Raw genomic sequence first — 18,203 nt, 5'->3', positions numbered from 1 at the left:
AAGGAAGTTAAGGAAGTATTTTACCATTGAATGTGTTGACATGATCGAAACTACCGCCCAATTGGAGGCGGCCTGCCAAGAGCTGGCCAAGTCGGAATTCATTACCATCGATACGGAATTCCTGCGAGAAACGACCTTCTGGCCGGAGCTGTGTTTGATACAGATGGCAAGCCCCACCACCGAAGTGCTGGTGGACCCGCTGGCCAAGGGGCTGGATCTGGCACCCTTCTTCGAACTGATGGCCAACTCATCGGTTTTGAAGGTGTTTCATGCTGCCCGCCAGGATATCGAAATCATCTTCCATCGCGGCAATCTCATTCCGCATCCGATCTTCGATACGCAAGTTGCGGCAATGGTTTGCGGCTTCGGCGATTCGGTTTCCTACGACCAGCTCGTCAGCCGCATCAAGAACGTCCATATCGATAAATCCTCGCGATTTACCGACTGGAGCCGGCGGCCGCTTTCGGAAAAGCAGCTGGACTACGCGCTTGCCGACGTGACGCATCTGCGCGACGTCTATCTCTCGCTCCAGGAGCAATTGCAGCGCGAAGGACGCGCCTCCTGGCTGCAGGAGGAGATGGCGATCCTGGAGGCGCGCGAGACCTACGACCTGCACCCCGACGATGCCTGGCAGCGGCTGAAGATGCGGCTGCGCAAGCCGCAGGAACTGGCCGTCCTTAAATTTGTGGCCGCCTGGCGCGAGCGCGAGGCCCGCGCACGCAATGTCCCGCGGGCACGCGTACTGAAAGATGATGCGATCTATGAGATCGCCCAGCAGCAACCGAAGGACACCGAGGCGCTTGCGCGGCTGCGCACCATCCCGAAGGGTTGGGAACGCTCTGCCGCCGGTACGGCGGTGCTTGAAGCGATCAACGCGGCGCTGGCGCTGCCGAAATCCGAAATGCCGCATCCGCCGCGCCACCAGCAGGCTCCCGAGGGTACCGCAGCGGCCTCCGAACTGTTGAAAGTCCTCTTGAAGCTGATTGCCGAAAAGCATGGCGTCGCGCCGAAAGTCATCGCCAACAGTGAGGATCTCGATAAGATCGCCGCCGAAGGAGAGAAGGCCGATGTCGCGGCTCTGACCGGCTGGCGTCGAGATCTCTTCGGCGAGACGGCCCTGCAACTGATCCAAGGCCAGGTGGCCCTGCGCTTCGTCGGCAAGCGGATCGAGACCGTCGCCCTCTAGCCGCGATTCCCCTTTCCCGGCGCGTTGCGATTGCGTATGATTCGCGAACCGAGAGGCCCGCCGCATCACGATTGCGCCGCAAATCTCGTGGAATGAACGTCCTGTGTAATCGTTCTATTCGATGACGTTCCAGTTTGCTGGCGCAATCCCGCGTCGATGACAGGCGTCGTTTCTCGGCGGAAAAGTGAATGGGTATTCTCCATTCGATACGCAACTGGATCCTGATATCGCTGCTTGTCGCCTCGACTGGCGTCATCTACGGCAAGATATTCTTCCCGCAAGCGCCAATGTATATCGGTGCGATCTTCGCCCTGTTCTGCGGTATGCCGCTACTGGCCTTCGAGCGTCGAATGATCCTGCCGCGGCTGAACGTCTGGATGCATCTCCTGCCAACGCCGGCCTTCATCCCTTCGGCTCTCATCGTCGATTTCCTGCTGATGAGCGTCGGCTATGCCACGGCCGGCAGCCTCATGAAACTGCTGGGCCTGGTCGACGGCTCCTGGGAAGATCTCACGCTGCTGAAGATCGACGTCTATCTCTATGCTGTCGTTGTGACCGCCATCATCATCTTCATCGGCCGCGTGCGGGAACTGCTCGGCCGCGACGTCTTTCTCAGCCTGCTGACCGGCCGGTACCGCAATCCGGTACAGGAAGAGCGCGTGTTCCTCTTCGTCGATCTCGTTGGCTCGACTGCCTTCGCCGAGGAGCATGGCGACCTGAAAACACAGGAATTCCTGGGCGCAGTGTTCGCCGCCATGGCTGAACCCGTACGGCGGCACAAGGGCGCGATAGACGATTATATCGGCGATGCCGCGATCATCACCTGGCCGCTTCGACGCGGTGTCAAGAATGCCAATTGCGTCCGCTGCGTCTTCAATATCCTCGACGATATCGAAAGAAACGCCGAAGCATGGCTGAAATCTTACGGCAGGGTGCCGCGTCTTAGAGCCGCTCTCCATGGCGGCAGCATCGTGACGGCGGAAATCGGCGTCGAGCACCACAAGATCGCCTATTTCGGCGATACGGTGAATACGACCGCAAGGCTGGAGTCTCTCTGCAAAACACTGGAGCGCCAGGTGCTGATTTCCAGCGACCTTGCCAGACGGATGGAGCTTCCCGAAGGGATCATCAAGGAAGAGCTCGGCGAACATGCCGTTCGCGGCCGCGATCAGCACCTTGGCGTCATCGCCCTTCATACGCAGGACCGGCAAGCGTTGAAGACCGTTCGCGGCAGATCGTAAGCAATACGAATTTTAGGCTGCATTTCGATATTGATGCACGCCTGGGCTTCACAGCCTATGGGTTGTCCACAGTCACCAAATCTTCACCTAAGCGTTAATTTGCAGATATGGGTCGCCTGTTAAGCGGAGTTGTTTTTGCCACTCTCCACCACAAGGTGACACGATGACCCGAATCCTTTCCGCTTCCGCGGCACTCTTCATTCTGCTTGCCGGCTCGGCCCAGGCAGACGAGCAGCAGTTCAAGGCAAAGCTCGTCGGCCAGGCGATCCTGCCGGCCAACACCATCACTGCCGCTCCTGCCGATGCACCAGATTTCCTGAAGACTTCAGGCAAGTTCACCACGCCGGATCGCAAGCGCACGGACGCTCTCGGCACCGTGCCGGGCAAGGATGGCGCCCGCGTCACCGACCTGAAGCTGCCCTTCGCCGGCCAGCCGATCCAGGGGTTCTCTGGCATCAAGACCATGCCCGACGGCACCTTCTGGACACTCTCCGACAACGGCTTCGGCTCCAAGCAGAACTCGTCGGACGCGATGCTTTTCCTGCATCAGCTGAAGCTCGACTGGGACAGCGGCAAAATCGAGGTCGTCAAGAACCTGTTCCTGTCCGACCCGAACAAGAAGGCCCCCTTCCCGATCGTCATGGAAGGTGCCGAAAAGCGTTACCTGACGGGCGCCGACTTCGACATCGAATCGATCCAGCCGGTTGCCGACGGCTTCTGGATCGGCGACGAGTTCGGTCCTTACCTGCTGAAATTCGACACCGATGGCCAACTGACCGACGTCTTCGCAACGACGCTCGACGGTAAGCCGGTCATGTCGCCCGACAATCCGCTGATCCAGCTGCCGGGTAACCCCACGCAGAAGATGCCGGCCTTCAATCTGAAGCGCTCGGGCGGCTTCGAAGGTCTCGCCATGTCCAAGGACGGCTCCAAGCTCTACGGCCTGCTGGAGGGCCCGATCTACAAGGATGACGGCCAGATGGAGAGCGTCGATGGCAAGACGGCCATCCGTGTCATCGAATTCGACGTCACCTCGAAGAGCTGGACTGGCCGCAGCTGGCTCTATCCCTTCGCGGACAAGGGTGTGTCGATCGGCGATTTCAACATGCTCGATGAAAAGACTGCCCTCGTCATCGAACGCGACAATGGCGCCGGCACGAAGGACAAGGCCTGCGCCGATCCCAAGCAGCCGAAGCCGGATTGCTTCGAGGCCCCGGCAGAGCTGAAGCGCGTCTACAAGATCGAATTCAGCGACGCCAATGTCGGCAAGTCCGTCCGCAAGATCGGCTACATCGATCTGATGCGCATCGAAGATCCGGACCACAAGCGTCGCCAGGGCGGCGGTGAAGGCTTCTACGACATGCCCTTCGTCACCATCGAGAATGTCGACCGCGTCGATGCCACGCATATCGTCATCGGCAACGACAATAACCTGCCCTTCTCCGCAGGCCGCGCGGTCAACAAGGCTGACGACAATGAATTCAGCCTGCTCGAAGTCGCCGATTTCCTGAACGCGAAGTAAGCACAATGAAACCGCCTCTCCCTGCCGTACAGGGAGAGGCTTCAATCCCATGCAACACAAAGCCTATTCGAAGCAGAAAGCCAGGCGACGGTTGGTGAGCTTGCCGAGCTGCTGCAGGCGGCCGTCCAGCCTCTCGCCGGCAAAGTCGTGATATTCAGAGGGAACGACGAATTCGAGATCGAGATCAGGCTTTGTCGAACGGCGGAACGACAGATTGCGCACGATACCGGGCATCGACGCCGAGAAGAGATAGACGACACGCAGCAGGCCGCCGAGCAGCTTGGCGCGTTCGATGTAAAGCGGCGTAGCGATCGTTGCCAGCGGCTCGGTCGCACCGTCGTCGTTCAAGCCCTCGAAGCGATAGTAATTGGCAAGTGCGATGAAGGCGCGGCCGGCATGGGTGATACCGACAAAGGACGTGTGGGCGATGATGTTCAGCGCCTGCAGGCCGCGATAATCCGGATGGGCGCGCCAGCTGATATCGGCAAGCAGACAGGCTGCCTGACGATAGCGGCTTTCCTCGTCAGTCTCGGTGATCCCGAAGAAGGGCATCATTCGTCCGGTCCAATCGGCAAGCTCGCGGGCATGTTCCGGCGAGCGCGCACGCAGGATGGCAAGCTCGCCGGCGGCGGTGAGCAGCGGGTCGCTGTTGCGCTCGGCCTCGGTCAGCAGCGAATAGAGATAACCTTCACGAACACCCTGGGCGGAGAAGGAGATGACGGACGGCGTCATGGCCGTCAGCACTTCGCGCATGGCGACTGCGCCGAAAGGCAGCAGCGAACGGCGATGCTTGGACACCGCCTGAAATGCCGGATCCTTTGAATCCTTCGCTTCGACGATCTGATCCAGGAACCGCAGCATCTCATCGAGCGGCACTTCGTAGCCCTGCATCATGTGGAGCGGATATTTGCGGATTTCCATGTGCAGCTTGGCGACGCTTCGCCATGTACCGCCGACCGCATAGAACGTGCGGCCCTCGCCCTTGCTCAATAGTTTCGCGGTCTTGACATGCTTGCGCGCGAAGCTGCGCGCCTTATCGATCGAGCCGCCGGCATATTCGGACAGGCGCAGGCCGCCGAGCGGCAGCGTGATGCCCTTGCCGATCTCGTGGTCCTTGATGTCGATCAGCTCCAGCGAGCCGCCGCCAAGATCCCCGGCAATGCCATCGGGATGGAAGAAGCCGCTGATGATGCCGAGCGCGGAGAAACGTGCCTCTTCTTCGCCAGACAGCACGCGCACTTTGCGCTGGAGGATGGCTTCGGCCTGATGGATGAACTGCGGACCGTTGCTGGCTTCGCGTGCCGCGGCCGTTGCCAGGACGTATATGGTGGAGGCACGCGCCTGATCCGACAGCGCCTTGAAGCGATGCAGGGCTGCAAGCGCCCGCGCCACGCTTTCCTCGTCCATCTTCCCCGTCAGCGCTATGCCCTTGCCGAGGCCGCACAGCACTTTTTCGTTGAAGAGGATGGTTGGCGACCGCGAGTGGCCTTCATAGACGACAAGACGGACCGAGTTCGACCCGATATCGACAACGGAGACAGGGGCGATGCCCGGAAGACGCCCCTGGGCTTCTGATTCAACCATGCAGGTCCAATTTATTTGTTGCGGCCCGACAGCAGTCCAGCGATGAGTTTCGGAGCGCTGGATTTCAAGGCTTCACCACGGCCAGACAGGCTGGGATTGGTCATGAAATATTGCTGCGCATTGAATGGCTCTTTTCCCTGACGCACTTCCATGCGCCGTGAAGTCCCGTCCGGCAATATCTCGTAGCTTTGCTGATTGTCAATGATATTGCCCAGCATGATCTGTGAAAGCACCTGTTCATGCACGGTCTTGTTGGTGAGCGGCACGAGGGTTTCGACGCGGCGGTCGAGGTTTCTCGGCATCATGTCGGCGGAGCCGATATAGACCAGCGCCTTGTCCGACGGCAGGCCCTGACCATTGCCGAAGCAGAAGATGCGGCTGTGCTCGAGGAAGCGGCCGATGATCGACTTGACGCGGATATTTTCCGATAGACCCGGTACCTGCGGACGCAGGCAGCAGATGCCACGCACCACCAGATCGATCTCGACGCCGGCATTGCTGGCGCGATAGAGCGCGTCGATGATGTCGGGATCGACAAGCGAGTTCATCTTCATCCAGATCGCGGCAGGATGGCCGTTCTTGGCGTGCTCGATCTCGCCTTCGATATGCTGGAGGATGCGGGGACGCAGCGTATAGGGCGAGACCGCGATCTTCATGTCGTGTTCCGGCTCGCCATAGCCGGTGATGAAGTTGAAGATATTCGCCATGTCGTGGGCGATCTTCGGATCGCAGGTGAAGTAGGAAAGATCGGTGTAGATCTTGGCGGTGACCGGATGGTAGTTGCCGGTGCCGAGATGGCAATAGGTGCGCAGCTTGCCGTCCTCGCGACGGACGACCATCGACATCTTCGAATGGGTCTTGAGCTCGATGAAGCCGAAGACGACCTGCACACCGGCGCGTTCCAGATCGCGCGCCCAGCGGATGTTGGCTTCTTCGTCGAAGCGCGCCTTCAGTTCCACCAGCGCCGTAACCGATTTGCCGAGATCGGCTGCATCGATCAGCGCGCGAACGATCGGGCTGTCGTTGGAGGTGCGGTAAAGCGTCTGCTTTATCGCCAGAACATCAGGATCCCTAGCAGCCTGGAGAAGGAATTGGACCACCACGTCGAAGGACTCGTAGGGGTGGTGGACGACCATGTCCTTTTCACGGATCGCGGCGAAGCAATCGCCGGCATGTTCGCGGACGCGCTCAGGAAATCGGGCATTATAGGGCTCGAAACGAAGATCGTCACGCGGCGCCTTGCAGATTTCGGAGAGCGTGTTGAGCGCCAGCAGGCCGGGCAGAACCGCGATGCGGTTTCCCGGGACGTTCAGCGACTCCACCACGAACTGGCGGAGCTCGAGCGGCATTTCGGAGTCGGTCTCAATGCGGATCACGGAACCGCGGCGGCGGCGCTTCAGCGCGGTTTCGAAGAAGCGCACCAGGTCTTCGGCTTCTTCCTCGACTTCGATATCGCTGTCGCGGATGATGCGGAAGGTACCCGAGCCCTGAACCTCGTAGCCCGGATAGAGCCGATGGATGAAGATGTTCACCACATCTTCCAGCGTGATGTAGCGGATGACGTTGCTGGCGTCCGGCAGGCGCACGAAGCGGTCCAGCGCCGGCGGCAGGCGCAGCAGCGCCGTCATCGGTTCGCGGCCGTTCATGCTTTTGAGCTGCAGCGCAATCGAGAAACCCAGGTTCGGAATGAACGGGAACGGATGGGCCGGGTCGATGGAGAGCGGCGTCAGGACCGGGAAGATCGCCTGCTCGAACTCGGTGTGCAGCCACTGGCGATCGGCATCGGAAAGGGCAGCCGGCCGGACGATCAGAATATCTTCCTTGGCGAGATATTGCTGCAGGACAGCCAGCGAGGCCTGCTGCTCCATCTGCAGATTGTCGATCTCGCGCAGGATATCATCGAGCTGTTCGGCGGGTGTTTTGCCGTCTGGAGTGCGCACGAGGATCTTCTGGCGCACCTGGCCTTCGAGGCCGGCGACGCGCACCATGAAGAATTCATCGAGGTTGGCGGCGGAAATCGAGAGAAAGCGGACACGTTCCAGCAGCGGGTGAGCGGTGTTCAGCGTCTCCTCAAGGACGCGGCGGTTGAACTGCAGCCAGGAAAATTCGCGATTGATGAAGCGCTCGGGGCTGGTCATCAATTCGCTGACCGCAGGTGCCGCCTCTGGATTTTCCTGGTTGGCGTCCTGATGTTCCGTGAGTGCCGAGTCCATGTTCCACCTACCCTCTTTCCAATCTTGTGCCACCTATATCAGTTTGACGACGGAACTGTGACAGCCGCGGCCAGCTCAATCCGGCTGGCCGGAACTGCCCAGCTCGTTCAGGACCTCGGCGGCCAACAGGCGCGTGATCCTTGTTCCCCGTCCAAGCGCCAGCCGGTCCAGCCTGTCGACAATCAGCTGCGCCGCGTTTAAGGAACGCTCCATGCGATTGACGATATAAAGGACGAGTTTGTCATCGATATAAAGCTGGCGGTCGGCGAAGAGCTTGACGATCACCTGCGACAGCAATTCCTCGTCCGGTTCGCCGATCTCGACCACCGTTGCCGCCTTCAGGCGGGAGCGCAGATCGGGCAGTGTCACCGGCCAGGACATCGGCCAAAGCCTGCTCGTCATCAAAAGACTGGTGCCGTTTTCGCGAACGCTGTTGATGACATGGAAGAGTGCGGTGTCGTCAAAGCCGATGCGATCCACGTCTTCGAAGATGACGGGGCCGTTCGCCGCTGCGACTGCCGCATCGGAGCCGGAGACAGGATGAATGTGGACGGCGCCGCACCGCTCGGTCCAGATGCTGGCGAGATGCGATTTGCCCGAACCGACAGGCCCCGCCAGGATCACCACCGGCGACGGCCAGTGTGGCCAGGAATCGATGATCCTCACCGCCGCGCTCAAGGGATCGGCGACGAGCAGATCGTCGCGCCCGTTTGCGGGGTCATGCGTAAAGGCCAAGGGCAGCTGCTCGGCGGCCTTGCGCCTTAGATCAGCGTTCTTTGCGTCGGTCATGTCTAGCTATTCTCGATCTTGCCGGCCTTGGCTCTGCGCGCCTTGCCCGCTTCCGAGCGTCCGTAATAGAGATCGCTCTGAAGGTAGCGCGAAAGGGCGAAGCGGACAAGAACGCCGCAGGCTGCAGCGGCAGGAACGGCGATCAGCAGCCCGACGAAGCCGAAGAGCGCGCCAAAGGCGAAAAGCGCGAACATCAGCCAGACCGGATGCAGGCCGACGCTTTCGCCGACGAGCTTCGGCTGCAGCACATTGCCTTCCAGGAACTGGCCGGTGAAGAAGACGACGAGCGTCAGACCGACCCAGAGATAGTCCGGCCAGAACTGAACGAGCGCGACGCCGACGGCCAGAACGAGGCCAACCATCGAGCCGACATAGGGAATGAAGCTGATCATGCCGGCAAAGAGGCCGATCAACAGGCCAAAATTCAGGCCGACCAGCGACAGACCGACGCCGTAGTAGACGCCGAGAATAATGCAAAGCGAGCCCTGCCCGCGGATGAAGCCGGCGATCGCCTGATCGATCTCGCGGGCGATTTCGCGAACGGTGGCAACATGATCGCGCGGGATCCAGTCGTCTACCTTGGCGACCATCCGATCCCAGTCGAGCAGCATATAGAAGGCGACGACGGGTGTGACGACCATCAGCGAGAGGATGTTGACCAGCGCCTTGCCGGAGCTCCAGAGCTGCGCGAACAGACCGCCGACAAAGCTCAGACCTTCGGACATGATGCTGGAGAAATTGTCCTTGATCGCGCCGAGCTGGTTGCGGATCCAGTCCGGCAGCACCATGGTCTGCGCCTTGGCGATCAGCTGCTGGATCTGCTGCACATAGGTCGGAATGTGCTGGATGAAATCGTTGAACTGATTGACGATGATCGGGATGAAGATCGTCAGAGCCAGTGCGAAGACCAGCACGAAGGAGACGAGGATCACCACCGTTGCCATAAGGCGGCTGAGGCCGATCCGTTCCAGCCGGTCGGCGACCGGATCGAGGAAATAGGCGACCGCCATGCCGGCGATGAACGGCAGCAGGATCGTGCTGAAGATATAGATAAAGGCGATGAAAACGACGAGCACGATCACCCAGAAGGTGACTTGACGCTTGAGGCTCGCCCCGCTGACCTTTTGCTCCATCGTCTTCCCCGTTACTCCGCGCCCGTTTGCCGTGTGCTTAGGACATAGGATGATGCCGCAATTATGGTCAAGTCTGCGGCCGGAAATCTGCCCTGAGCAATGGGAAGCGGGGAAAATCGAAGGGTTTGCGGCGCTTGCGCCTTGCATAAAGGCCCCTATCATGCAATGGCGACCCGATCAAAGCCCTGTCATAATGGACGGGCGGCCATCGGAGGCGGAAGCATGAGCCAGTCTGGAAAAAACGGTCTGACCTATAGCGACGCGGGTGTCGATATCGACGCCGGCAACCTGCTGGTCGAGAAGATCAAGCCTGCCGTCCGTTCGACGCGCCGGCCGGGTGCCGATGGCGAGATCGGCGGCTTCGGCGGCCTGTTCGACCTCAAGGCCGCCGGCTTTACCGATCCGGTACTGGTCGCCGCCAATGATGGCGTTGGCACCAAGCTGAAGATCGCGATCGACGCCAACTATCACGACACCGTCGGCATCGACCTCGTTGCCATGTGCGTGAACGATCTGGTCGTCCAAGGCGCCGAACCGCTGTTCTTCCTCGATTACTTCGCCACCGGCAAGCTCGACCCCGACCAGGGAGCGGCGATCGTCGGCGGCATCGCTGCCGGCTGCCGCGATGCAGGCTGTGCGCTGATCGGCGGCGAGACTGCGGAAATGCCGGGCATGTATTCCCACGGCGATTACGATCTGGCCGGCTTTGCCGTCGGTGCGGCCGAACGCGGTCAGCTGCTGCCGTCCGGCGATATTGCCGAAGGCGACATCATTCTTGGCCTCGCCTCATCAGGCGTTCACTCCAACGGCTTCTCGCTGGTGCGCAAGATCGTCGAGCTTTCTGGCCTCGGCTGGGATGCGCCGGCTCCCTTCGCCGAAGGCAAGGCGCTCGGCGAAGCGCTGCTGACGCCGACGCGCATCTATGTAAAGCCACTACTCAAGGCGATCCGTGAAACCCATGCCCTCAAGGCTCTCGCCCATATCACCGGCGGCGGGTTCCCGGAGAATATTCCGCGCGTACTGCCGAAGCATCTCGCCGCCGAGATCGATCTGGCCGCCGTCAAGGTGCCGCCGGTCTTCTCCTGGCTTGCCAAGACGGGCGGCGTCGAGGCCAAGGAAATGTTGCGCACCTTCAACTGCGGCATCGGCATGATCGTGGTCGTCGCTCAGGAAAATGTCGACGCCGTGAAGGCCGCGCTTGAAGCTGAAGACGAAGCGGTCGTTACCCTTGGCCGCATGATTGCCCGCGAAGAAGGCGCTCCCGGCACCGTCTACAAGGGCACGCTCGCTCTATGACCACGCCGCGCAAACGCGTCGTCGTCTTCATCTCGGGCGGCGGCTCCAACATGCTGGCTCTTCTGAAAGCCACCAAGGCAGTGGACTATCCAGCGGAGATCGTCGGCGTCATCTCCGACAAGGCGGATGCGGGCGGGTTGGCAAAAGCCGCGGCTGAAGGCATTGCGACCTTCGCTTTCGTGCGCAAGGAATTTGTCAGCAAGGAAGCCCATGAAGAGGCGATCCTTTCGCAGCTGGAAGCCCTCTCCCCCGACATCATCTGCCTTGCCGGTTATATGCGGCTGCTCTCGGGCCGCTTCATCCAGGCCTATGAGGGCCGGATCATCAATATCCATCCGTCGCTGCTGCCGCTTTTTCCCGGCCTGCACACGCATCAGCGCGCGATCGACGCCGGCATGCGCATCGCTGGCTGCACCGTGCATTTCGTCACCGAGGGCATGGACGAAGGTCCTGTCGTCGGCCAGGCTGCCGTGCCTGTCTTGACCGACGATACCGCCGACAGCCTTGCCGCCCGCGTACTTACAGTCGAGCATCAGATCTATCCGCAATCGCTGCGGCTTCTGGCGGAAGGCAAGGTCAGGATGGAAGGCGGCAAGGCCATAAGCCTCGGCAAAACGCCTGCTGTCGATGGACGGCAGGTTTTGTCACTGCTTGGGGACATAGGTTAAATAAGGAATTCCGGCGGCAAGCAGTCCCCCTCATCCGCCGCTCTCAATCGCCCTTCCTCAAGCCGCAATTGCCATCAGCGGATGCAGCGTGCCGTCGCTATAGACGATGCGGCCGCCGCGGAAGGTTGCGCGGATGCGGTGAACCGAGCCGGGCTCGACGGCGACCAGATCGGCAAGCTGACCGACAGCAATCTCACCGCGATCCGTCAGACCGGCCGAACGGGCAGCGTTGGAGGTTGCCGTCGCAACCGCCGCCGGCAGACCGCCGGCAACAACATCGGCGATCTTAAAGATCGCCGGCACAAAGGCCGCCGGGTGATAATCAGCCGCGATGATGCCGAGCAGGCCGGAGCGCGCCGCATTCAGGGCGCTGAGATTGCCGGACATGGACTGGCCGCGCAGTGCGTTCGGCGCGCCCATCAGGGTCCAGAGACCGCGACGGCAGGCTTCCTCCGCGGCAGGTCCCGTCACCGGAAATTCGCTGATCGTCACGCCGAGATCGTGCATCGCGGCGACTTTTTCGGCACTGTCGTCGTCATGCGAGGCGAGCGATAGCTTGTGCTTCAGCGCAAGTTCAACCACGTCATGCAGCTTGCGTTCGATCTCAGGGTCCTCGCGCTGTGCGATGCGCTTTGCCACAACCTCCTCGGCCGCCTCGCGCGACATGGACCGACGCTCGGACATGCTGCGGATATAGCTTTCGATGTCGTTATACTGCCCCTGCCCCGGCGTGTGGTCGGTGAGCGAAATCATATCGACGGAGCCTTCTTCCAGCAGCCGCTCCAGGGTCGGCGCCGCGCCGAGATTGGTGATTTCGTAGCGTGCATGGACACGGTGGTCGATCAGGAGCTCATCGCGCAGGCTGCCGATGCCGCGGATCACCGCCGAGGTGGTTTCGAGCGAACGGACATGGCCGTAGACGCTTTCGGTCGCAAAGGAGAGCGCCGCAAAGGCCGTGGTGACGCCAGCCGCCGCCAGCTTCTTGTCCAGCTCGTGAATGCCGAAATCGATCGGCATCATCGCATTCGGCCGCGGCGCGATCTCGCGCTCCACCATGTCACAATGCAGATCGACGAAGCCCGGCATCAGCAAGCGGCCACCGCCATCGAACGTTGGCTGCGCCACCGGCTCCGAGCGGATTTCGGCAATCACGCCGTCCTCAATGCGCACTGCGCCCTTCTCGATGACTTCATGAGGAAGAACGAGCGTGAAATTGCTGAGCCACATCGGCTTTCTCCTGAAACATCCATAAGCGAAGGAAGGGCGGAAGCATTCGAGTGTCTTCGGCCGCACGCCCCGGTAAGCTCGATTCGTGACAATGTGATGAATGGGAGAGCAAGCTCCCACCCACGCAGCCGCCTATTTCAGGCTGGCGACATTCAAGGCCGCCCATTGCAGCAGCATGATCGTCTTGGCGTCACAGATATCGCCGGTCTCGATCATGACAATCGCATCGGGCAGGCGAACTTCCAGCACCTCTATATCCTCATGCTCTTCCGCAAGCCCGCCGCCATCGGCAACACGGTCGGACGTGTCAATCACGGCGGCGAAGAAATGAATGACCTCCGTCGAGGAGCCGGGCGAGGTCATCGCCTTGAACAGGAAGCGGACGTCGCGCACGCGAAAGCCGGTCTCCTCCATAGCCTCGCGGCGGATCGCGGCTTCCGGCTGGTCGCCGTCGAGCAATCCGGCGGGCACTTCGATCATCCAGGACGTCTCGCCGACCAGCCGGGCCGGCAGACGGTATTGCCGAACGAGCACCACGGTTTCGCGCTTGGGATCATAGAGGAGGATGCAGGCCGCCGGCGTGCGATGATAGACCTCGCGCTTCAGGCGATGTCTTTCGCCTCGTGAATCCGTGTAATCGACCTCAAAGGTACTCAGCCGCGTCCATTGGTCCGCCAGCGTCTTTTCGCTGACGATCTCGGCTTTCGCGTTTTCGAATTTACTCATGCCACGTCCTTGCGAAGCCATACCTTGTTGTCGTGGACAGCCGCGCCGCCATAGGGCGCGACCGGGTCCGCGCCGGTGAGCACATTGATCCCCTCGCCGTCGACATGAGCCTTGTTCGGCCAGAGCCCCTCGGCGATCAGCACACCGGGTCTCACTTCCGTCGTCACGCGGGCGTGGAGGCGGATATCGCCGCGGCTATTGCCGATGCGGATCAGCTCGCCATTGACGATATCGAGCCGCTCGGCGTCGGCCGGATTGATCATCACCTCGGGGCGGCCTTCCTTCTGCCGTGACGTCTTCGTTTCCGCGAAACTTGAATTCAGGAAATTGCGCGAGGGCGAGGTCGCGAGCCGGAAAGGATGCTCGGGGTCGGCCACCTCGATCACATCGACCTGGTCCGGAAACTCCGGCAGTTCGACGTGAGGGCCGAGCAGACCGACGGATGCTGGCGGACGGTTCGGCGCCGGCTGATTGGTCCAATCGGGGCGAAAGCGGAACTTGCCGTCGGGATGAGCGAAGCCGTTGACGAAATGTGCCTCCTCGAAATCCGGCTGGCGGTCGAACCATTTGTGTTCGAGGAAGTAATCGTAATCCGGCAGGCCGCTCCTCGACAGAATCCTGTCGATCATCTCGCGGGCGGAGAAGCCGAAACCGGGGCGATCCGCGACGCCGAGGCGTTTGGCGAGCTCCTCGATGACGAAGAGATTGCTGCGAACGGTCGGCGGCGGCTCGACAAGCTTGGGACCGAGCAGGATGTGGTTCTGCCCGCCGGCGCGGTAGATGTCGTCATGCTCGACGAACATGGTGGCGGGGATGACGATATCCGCCATCTCGGCCGTATCGGTCATGAACTGCTCGTGTACCGCCACGAAGAGGTCAGAGCGGGCAAAGCCGCGCTTCACCAGCCGCTGCTCCGGCGCAATATTCACCGGATTGGTGTTCTGGATAAGCATCGCGGTCACCGGGCCGCGATGGCGCAGCGCCACGGCATCGCCGGTCAAAGCGCGGCCGATCTGCGACTGATCGATCATGCGGATATCCTGATCCTTCATGGCGCGGCCGGTGAGTTCGCTCGCGTCCATGCGGAAGATATCGCTGTTCGAATGAAAGGCGCCGCCGCCTTCATATTGCCAGGAACCGAGAACTGTGGCGATCGAGGCTGTCGCATGCATGGCGATCGCGCCATTGCGCTGACGGGTAAAGCCGTAGCCGAGGCGGAAGTAGGTCTTCTTCGTCGTTCCCACGAGCTTGGCGAAAGCTTCGATCTCATCAACCGAAAGGCCGGTGATGCCAGCAGCCCATGCCGGGGTCTTCGACTTCAAATGCTCTTCGAGGCCGGCGGGATCGTCGGCATATTTGGCCATGTAGTCGCGGTCGGCATAGCCATCGCGGAAGGCGATGTGCATGACGGCGCACGCAAGGGCCGCATCCGTGCCCGGCTTAACGATCAAGGCCATATCGGCCTGCTTCATCGTCGGGTTGTCGTAAATATCGACGACGACGATCTTGGCGCCGCGCTCCTTGCGGGACTTCACCGCATGGGTCATGACATTGACCTGCGTCGCCACGGCATTCGTGCCCCATATGACGACGCAATCCGTGCGGCCCATTTCCCGCGGATCGGGGCCGCGCAGCACGCCTGTCGCCATGGTGAAGCCGGTCCAGGCCGGATTGGTGCATATCGATGAGAAGAAGCCGGAATAGCGCTTGGCATGGCGCAGCCGCTCGATGGAGTCGCGCTGCACCCAGCCCATCGTTCCCGCATAGAAATAAGGCCAGATCGCCTCACTGCCGTCTTTCGCTTCCGCCTTCACGAAGGCCTCGGCGATTTCATCCAGTGCCGCGTCCCAGGAAAGCTCCTGCCAGCGCCCCTCGCCCTTGGCGCCGGCGCGGCGAAGCGGCTTCATCAGGCGATCAGGATGGTAAAGCCGCTCGGCATAGCGCGCGACCTTGGCGCAAATGACGCCCGAGGTGTAGGAATGGTCGTTTGCCCCGCGAACCCGGCCGATCCTGCCGTCTTCAGTCAGATCGACCTCCAACGCGCAGGTGGAGGGACAGTCATGCGGACAGGCTGTGTGGCCGATGCGCGATTTGGCTTGGATGGGGGTCGCAATGTTCATGATGTTTGTATATTTCAAGCGATGTCCGGCCACTAGAGACAATCCGGCCCATCTCAACAATTCATGCGGACTTCACCGACAATGAACTATCGGCACATCTACCACGCGGGCAATTTTGCCGATGTCTTGAAACACGTTGTTCTCGCGCGCCTCGTCCGCTACATGCAGAACAAGGACAAGGCGTTTCGAGTTCTCGACACGCATGCCGGCATCGGACTTTACGATCTCTCCTCCGAGGAAGCGCAGAAGACCGGCGAGTGGCGCGATGGCATCGGCAGGGTGTTGGAGGCGGAACTCGTGCCGCAGGTCGCCGAGCTTCTGGAGCCCTATCTTGCCGCCATCCGGGAATTGAACCCCGAAGGCGGCGTCAGGCTCTATCCCGGCTCGCCGAAACTCGCCCGCATGCTGTTTCGCCCGCAGGACCGGCTTTCGGCGATGGAACTGCATCCGGACGATTTCCAGCGGCTGCATCGCCTTTTCGAGGGCGACCACCACGCTCGTATCACCGAACTCGACGGCTGGCTGGCGCTCGGCGCGCATCTGCCGCCGAAGGAAAAGCGCGGCATCGTGCTCGTCGACCCGCCTTTCGAGGAAGAAGGCGAATATGAGCGACTGATCGACGGCCTCGCAAAGTCCTGGCGCCGCTTTCCCGGCGGCACCTATTGCCTCTGGTATCCGATCAAGAAGGATGCGCCGATCAAGCCTTTCCACGAGGCGCTACAGGCGCTGGAAATTCCGAAAATGCTCTGCGCCGAGCTGAGCGTCAAAAGCGATCGCGGCTTCACCGGGCTTACCGGCTCCGGCCTCATCATCGTCAATCCGCCCTTCACGCTCAAGGACGAGCTGCATGCTCTGCTGCCGGCCTTGAAGGATATTCTGGCGCAGGACCGCTTCGCCTCGCAGCGCGCCTTCTGGCTGCGCGGCGAACATTGAGACTTTTCACATACATATCCCACAGGTGATTTCATGAGACTTCTTTGCTCGCCCACCTCCCCCTTCTCCAGCAAGGTGCGCATGGCGGCCCGCCATCTCGGCATCAAGCTCGAGGAAATCCACGTCGACACGAATGCCGGTCCAACACTGCTGATCGACAACAACCCGCTCGGCAAGATCCCGACATTGCTGATCGGCGACGGTGAGGCCATTTTCGACAGCCGCGCCATCATGCATTATTTCGACCGGCGCGAGGGCGGGCTCTATCCTTCGAAGAGGGGTAAACGCACCGAAATTGAGGTTCTGGAAGCGCTGATCGACGGCACCAACGAGTGCCTGCTGTCGATCGTCTACGAGCGGCGCCTTCGCGAACCCGAGAAGCAGCATCAGCCCTGGATCGACCGCCAGTGGACAAAGGTCAGCCGCGCCCTCACCCATCTCGACGCCGAGCCGCCGAAGATCGGCAAGAAGCTGCATGCGGGTCACTTCGCGCTTGCCTCCCTCATCGGCTATCTGCAGCTCCGCTTCGAAGGGCAATGGGAAGGGGACTATGCGGGATTGACGGACTGGGCACGCAAGTTCGAGAAGCATTTCCCCGATTTTCCGGCGATGAAGCCGCAAGTCTGACGCCGTCGACTCAGCCCTGGCGGGCAGCGTCGGCCTTTACGAAATCGACGAAGGCGCGCAGAGCCGTCGGCAACTGCCTGCGGCTCGGATAATAGAGAAAGAATCCGGGATAATAAGGACACCAGTCCTCAAGCACGCGGATCAGCCGGCCATCCCGCAAGGCCGGTAGCGCGTGATCTTCAAATACGAAGGCAAGACCGGAGCCATTGATAGCGGCATCCAGCATGATATCGAGATCGCCAAGCGTGAGCGGCCCCTGCACCTCGATCTCCAGCTCGATGCCCCCGCGCTCGAACTCCCAGCGATAATAGGTGCCGCTCGCGAAACGGTAGCGGATGCAGGGGTGATCCTTCAGATCGTGGGGCGTGAGCGGTTTGGGAAAACGCTGAAAATGTTCGGGCGAGCCGACGATCGCCGTCCGCTGGCGAGGCCCGATGGGGACAGCGATCATGTCGGCGGCGATGCGTTCGCCGAACCGTATGCCGGCGTCGAAACCGGAGGCAACCGTATCCACGAGCGCATCGTCCACTACGATTTCGACTTCGATGGCGGGGTAAGTCCTCAGGAACCGCGACACGATCGGCAGCAATACCATCCTGGCTGCAGGACGCGGGGCATTGATGCGCAGCTTGCCATAGGGCTGGCCGCGGAATTTATCGAGATCCTCCAGCGCATCGTCGATATCGAGAAACGCCGGGCGGATGCGATCGAACAGGCGTTCGCCGGCTTCCGTCAAGCCGACGCCACGGGTGGTGCGATTGACCAGCCGCACATCCAGCCGCTCCTCGATGGCGCGCAACGAATGGCTGAGCGCGGAGGGAGTCACCCCCAATTCCACCGCCGCTTTGCGAAAGCTACGGTGTTCGGCAATTGCAAGGAAGATCGCCAGATCTATCGAACGGATGCGTCGCATTGGTGAGATTTTCTCAGCTCTTCAT

General features: G+C 61.0%; 15 protein-coding genes. 7 read left to right on the top strand and 8 right to left on the bottom strand.

The annotated features are described in order from the left end of the window. The first annotated feature begins 40 nt into the window (after window positions 1-40). The 3 genes from rnd (at window position 41) to FHT85_RS11480 (ending at window position 3,949) form a co-directional block, all read left to right on the top strand. On the top strand, window positions 41-1,186 hold the full coding sequence (rnd, locus tag FHT85_RS11490) for a ribonuclease D (protein WP_112410644.1): 1,146 nt from the start codon (window positions 41-43) through the stop codon (window positions 1,184-1,186). 188 nt (window positions 1,187-1,374) lie between these two features. Further along, entirely contained in the window at window positions 1,375-2,427 is a 1,053-nt protein-coding gene (locus FHT85_RS11485; protein ID WP_112337880.1) for an adenylate/guanylate cyclase domain-containing protein, read from the top strand. 163 nt (window positions 2,428-2,590) lie between these two features. Continuing rightward, window positions 2,591-3,949: an esterase-like activity of phytase family protein gene (locus FHT85_RS11480; protein ID WP_112410645.1), complete on the top strand. Its 1,359-nt coding sequence runs from the start codon at window positions 2,591-2,593 to the stop codon at window positions 3,947-3,949. Between the two features lie 63 nt (window positions 3,950-4,012). Here FHT85_RS11480 and ppx read toward each other — a convergent pair whose 3' ends face one another. The 4 genes from ppx to FHT85_RS11460 form a co-directional block, all read right to left on the bottom strand. Beyond that, window positions 4,013-5,533, bottom strand: coding sequence for an exopolyphosphatase (gene ppx / locus FHT85_RS11475; protein WP_112410646.1), 1,521 nt, complete (start codon window positions 5,531-5,533; stop codon window positions 4,013-4,015). Between the two features lie 11 nt (window positions 5,534-5,544). Beyond that, window positions 5,545-7,746 carry an RNA degradosome polyphosphate kinase gene (locus FHT85_RS11470; protein ID WP_112337883.1) on the bottom strand — a complete coding sequence of 734 codons (2,202 nt, stop codon included), beginning with the start codon at window positions 7,744-7,746 and terminating at the stop codon, window positions 5,545-5,547. A 75-nt stretch (window positions 7,747-7,821) separates the two neighbouring features. Then, window positions 7,822-8,535, bottom strand: a complete 714-nt coding sequence (gene hdaA / locus FHT85_RS11465; RefSeq protein ID WP_112337884.1) for a DnaA regulatory inactivator HdaA — start codon at window positions 8,533-8,535, stop codon at window positions 7,822-7,824. Window positions 8,536-8,537: 2 nt separating this feature from the next. After that, window positions 8,538-9,668: an AI-2E family transporter gene (locus tag FHT85_RS11460; RefSeq protein ID WP_112410647.1), complete on the bottom strand. Its 1,131-nt coding sequence runs from the start codon at window positions 9,666-9,668 to the stop codon at window positions 8,538-8,540. Between the two features lie 222 nt (window positions 9,669-9,890). Between FHT85_RS11460 and purM the strand changes: the two genes are divergently transcribed. Further along, window positions 9,891-10,964, top strand: coding sequence for a phosphoribosylformylglycinamidine cyclo-ligase (purM, locus tag FHT85_RS11455; protein ID WP_112410648.1), 1,074 nt, complete (start codon window positions 9,891-9,893; stop codon window positions 10,962-10,964). Further along, window positions 10,961-11,632, top strand: a complete 672-nt coding sequence (gene purN, locus FHT85_RS11450; RefSeq protein WP_112410649.1) for a phosphoribosylglycinamide formyltransferase — start codon at window positions 10,961-10,963, stop codon at window positions 11,630-11,632. Before purM ends, purN begins: the two co-directional genes overlap by 4 nt. Before the next feature lie 57 nt (window positions 11,633-11,689). Here the strand turns inward: purN and FHT85_RS11445 are convergent, their stop codons facing one another. The 3 genes from FHT85_RS11445 to FHT85_RS11435 form a co-directional block, all read right to left on the bottom strand. Then, window positions 11,690-12,859, bottom strand: coding sequence for an alpha-D-ribose 1-methylphosphonate 5-triphosphate diphosphatase (locus FHT85_RS11445; protein WP_112410650.1), 1,170 nt, complete (start codon window positions 12,857-12,859; stop codon window positions 11,690-11,692). A gap of 132 nt (window positions 12,860-12,991) precedes the next feature. Then, a complete protein-coding gene (locus FHT85_RS11440; protein ID WP_112337888.1) occupies window positions 12,992-13,585 on the bottom strand; it encodes an NUDIX domain-containing protein in 594 nt (197 codons plus the stop codon). Continuing rightward, window positions 13,582-15,705: a molybdopterin-dependent oxidoreductase gene (locus FHT85_RS11435; protein WP_246779959.1), complete on the bottom strand. Its 2,124-nt coding sequence runs from the start codon at window positions 15,703-15,705 to the stop codon at window positions 13,582-13,584. The genes FHT85_RS11440 and FHT85_RS11435 overlap by 4 nt, the downstream gene beginning before the upstream one ends. Before the next feature lie 81 nt (window positions 15,706-15,786). On the opposite strand from FHT85_RS11435, the gene FHT85_RS11430 reads away from it, so the two are divergent. Then, window positions 15,787-16,638, top strand: a complete 852-nt coding sequence (locus tag FHT85_RS11430) for a 23S rRNA (adenine(2030)-N(6))-methyltransferase RlmJ (RefSeq protein WP_112410652.1) — start codon at window positions 15,787-15,789, stop codon at window positions 16,636-16,638. A gap of 33 nt (window positions 16,639-16,671) precedes the next feature. Further along, entirely contained in the window at window positions 16,672-17,265 is a 594-nt protein-coding gene (locus tag FHT85_RS11425) for a glutathione S-transferase (protein ID WP_112410653.1), read from the top strand. A 10-nt stretch (window positions 17,266-17,275) separates the two neighbouring features. Here FHT85_RS11425 and FHT85_RS11420 read toward each other — a convergent pair whose 3' ends face one another. Further along, window positions 17,276-18,178 carry a LysR family transcriptional regulator gene (locus FHT85_RS11420; RefSeq protein ID WP_112337892.1) on the bottom strand — a complete coding sequence of 301 codons (903 nt, stop codon included), beginning with the start codon at window positions 18,176-18,178 and terminating at the stop codon, window positions 17,276-17,278. Window positions 18,179-18,203: the final 25 nt, after the last annotated feature.

This window comes from Rhizobium sp. BK312, assembly GCF_014193605.1.
Lineage (GTDB): Bacteria > Pseudomonadota > Alphaproteobacteria > Rhizobiales > Rhizobiaceae > Rhizobium.
Note: the sequence above shows the minus strand (reverse complement) of the source record. Positions and strands in the feature narration are given on the sequence as shown.